Annotated in this window: 2 protein-coding genes; both read right to left on the bottom strand. The window is 66.4% G+C overall.

What is annotated here, in order from left to right:
• Positions 1–75: 75 nt before the first annotated feature.
• Positions 76–474 carry a hypothetical protein gene (locus tag ACGF3A_RS43965; RefSeq protein ID WP_393737039.1) on the bottom strand — a complete coding sequence of 133 codons (399 nt, stop codon included), beginning with the start codon at positions 472–474 and terminating at the stop codon, positions 76–78.
• Positions 471–1,325, bottom strand: a complete 855-nt coding sequence (locus ACGF3A_RS43960) for an IS5 family transposase (RefSeq protein ID WP_393737037.1) — start codon at positions 1,323–1,325, stop codon at positions 471–473. Before ACGF3A_RS43960 ends, ACGF3A_RS43965 begins: the two co-directional genes overlap by 4 nt.
• Positions 1,326–1,460: the final 135 nt, after the last annotated feature.

Here is a 1,460-nt window from a genome sequence, read left to right as displayed (position 1 = left end):
CGAATTGGCCAAGTCGACTGGTCAACCAGACTACCCATCGCGCAATGCAGAGGAGCGCACCCATCTCAGTGGACGTTAAGTCCGTTTCTCGTAGCGACCTCGTCCGGGTTGGGTGAGGAAGCCTTGTCGGACGAGGCGTCCGAGGCGGCTGCGGGTGACGTTGACGGTCGCCTCGTCGGTGGGCATGCCGAGGAGTTCATGCAGCTCGCGGGCTCGGAATGCCCGGCCCGGATGTTGGTTGAAGGCGTTCACGATGGCCTGGTAGGCGGTGTTCGTCTCGGGCGGATCGGGCTCGGTCCCGGGCGGGACGCGTTCGGCGATGATCTTCCGGGTGGTGGCCAGGTCTGCGAGTCGCGCTTCGGTGTCGGCCAAGGCGGCGGTCAAGTGGTCGATCTGGTCGCGTAGTTCACCGGCCCGGGCCGTGGTTTTGTCGTGCTGGTCCTGGAGGTCTGCCAGGAGCTCGCTGATGTTCACGCGGCCAGTCCGAGGGTGTCGCGCCAGGCCGGACTCGGTGTGGTGAGGCGGCGGGCCATGTTCGCGATGGAGGCCCAGTAGACGCGCGAGGCGGAGGTGTCGGGCCGGTGGTCGTACTCGCGGGCCAGGCGGCGGTGCAGCATCAACGTGCCGTTGACCTGCTCCACGATCCACCTCTTCGGTTGCGGGACGAAGCCTTTGCCCTGGTCTGCGGGGTTGCGGCGGACGACCTCGACGTCAATGTCGAGCAGGGCGCCGTGGATGAGAACCTCGTCCTTGAAGCCCTGGTCCACCAGGGCCTTCTCCAGGCGCATCCCGCACCGCTCGGCCGCCTGGTCGAGCAGGGCGGTGCCGGCGGCGTTGTCGTGGGCGGATGCGGCCAGCACCACGATGCCGATGATCAGCCCCAGAACGTCGACGGCCAGTCCCCGCTTGCGGCCCGACACCTTCTTGTTGGCGTCCAGTCCCGTCGTGGTCTTCGGGACACCGGCGGCCGCGCGGACGGACTGGGTGTCGATGATCACGAGGGACGGGTCCTCTAATCGGCGGGCTCTCTCCCTCACCTGGCAGCGCAGGAGTTCCTGGATCCGCTGGTCGAGCCCGTCCTGACGCCACAGCGTGAAGTAGTAGAACACCGCAGACCAGGCCGGCAGGTCGTGGGGCAGATAGCGCCACTGGCAGCCCGTACGGTTCTGATAGAAGATCGCGTTCACGACCTCCCGCAGATCACAGGACCCGGGATCCCCGGTCGCCGACCGCGCCACCCGGCCCTGCTTCCAGGCCGTGATCATCGGCTCGATCAACGTCCACTGCTCATCCGATAAGTCGCTCGGATACGGTCTCCGCTCCATGCCCGCATCCCAGCATGGGCATGACGAGCAGTCGCCCCGGACGAGTATCAGTCCCACGATCGAGCGATCACGAACCGGGGAAGATCGGACTTAACGTCCACTCAGACAAACAGGTGGGGTTGAAGGCCAGCTCCA

The sequence above is a fragment of the Streptomyces sp. NPDC048172 genome (genome assembly GCF_043202595.1).
Classification (GTDB): domain Bacteria; phylum Actinomycetota; class Actinomycetes; order Streptomycetales; family Streptomycetaceae; genus Streptomyces.
Note: the sequence above shows the minus strand (reverse complement) of the source record. Positions and strands in the feature narration are given on the sequence as shown.

What these genes read in the sequence shown, in the direction of transcription:
- ACGF3A_RS43960 (WP_393737037.1), bottom strand. Translation starts at nt 1,325, where the DNA reads ATGGAGCGGAGACCGTATCCGAGCGACTTATCGGATGAGCAGTGGACG.